Origin of the sequence: Burkholderia sp. E168m22 (genome assembly GCF_001319805.1) — a bacterium.
GTDB lineage: Bacteria > Pseudomonadota > Gammaproteobacteria > Burkholderiales > Burkholderiaceae > Burkholderia > Burkholderia orbicola.
In genome coordinates this window covers 1-1,025 of record NZ_BBSK01000177.1, presented here as the reverse complement: position 1 = coordinate 1,025, position 1,025 = coordinate 1, and the positions used below count along the sequence as shown (strand labels likewise).

Annotated in this window: 1 protein-coding gene; it reads left to right on the top strand. The window is 66.1% G+C overall.

The window, feature by feature from the left end; genetic code table 11:
* The coding region (locus AP428_RS34280; RefSeq protein ID WP_082409487.1) for an electron transfer flavoprotein-ubiquinone oxidoreductase at positions 1-1,025 on the top strand (1,025 nt) is incomplete at both ends.

Sequence of the window (1,025 nt, the reverse complement as noted above, 5' to 3'; positions counted from 1 at the left end):
CGAAGTTCAAGCTCGACGCGAACGCCGATCCGCAGGCGTACGGGATCGGCATCAAGGAACTGTGGGAAATCGACCCGGCCAAGCACAAGCCGGGCCTCGTGATCCACACGGCCGGCTGGCCGCTGAAGTCCGACACGTACGGCGGCTCGTTCCTGTATCACATGGACAACAACCAGGTGGTGGTCGGCTTCGTGGTGGGCCTGGGCTATACGAACCCGTACCTGTCACCGTTCGAGGAATTCCAGCGCTACAAGACGCATCCGTCGATCCGCGCGTTCCTCGAAGGCGGCAAGCGCGTGTCGTACGGCGCGCGCGCGATCACGGCCGGCGGCCTGCTGTCGCTGCCGAAGACGGTGTTCCCGGGCGGCGCGCTGATCGGCGACGACGCGGGCTTCCTGAACGCGTCGCGGATCAAGGGCAGCCACGCGGCGATCAAGACCGGCATGCTGGCCGCCGATGCCGCATTCGACGCGGTGCAGGCCGGCCGCCAGTCGGACGAGCTCAATGCGTACCCGGACGCGTTCAAGCAATCGTGGCTGTACACGGAGCTGTACCGCGCGCGCAACTTCAAGCAGTGGATGGCCAAGGGCCTGTACCTGGGCACGCTGATGGTGGGGCTCGAGCAGAAGGTGATGGGCGGCAACGTGCCGTGGACGCTGCATCACCAGCACGCGGACCACGAGATGCTGAAGCCGGCGTCGCAGTGCGAGCCGATCGCGTATCCGAAGCCGGACGGCAAGCTGACGTTCGACCGGCTGTCGTCGGTATTCATCTCGAACACGAACCACGAGGAGAACCAGCCGGCGCACCTGACGCTGAAGGACGCGAGCGTGCCGGTGAACGTGAACCTGCGCACGTACGCGGGGCCGGAGGCGCGCTTCTGCCCGGCGGCGGTGTACGAGTTCGTGAAGAACGACGACGGCGGCGAGCGCCTCGTGATCAACGCGCAGAACTGCGTGCACTGCAAGACCTGCGACATCAAGGACCCGACGCAGAACATCGTGTGGGTCACGCCCGAAGGCGGC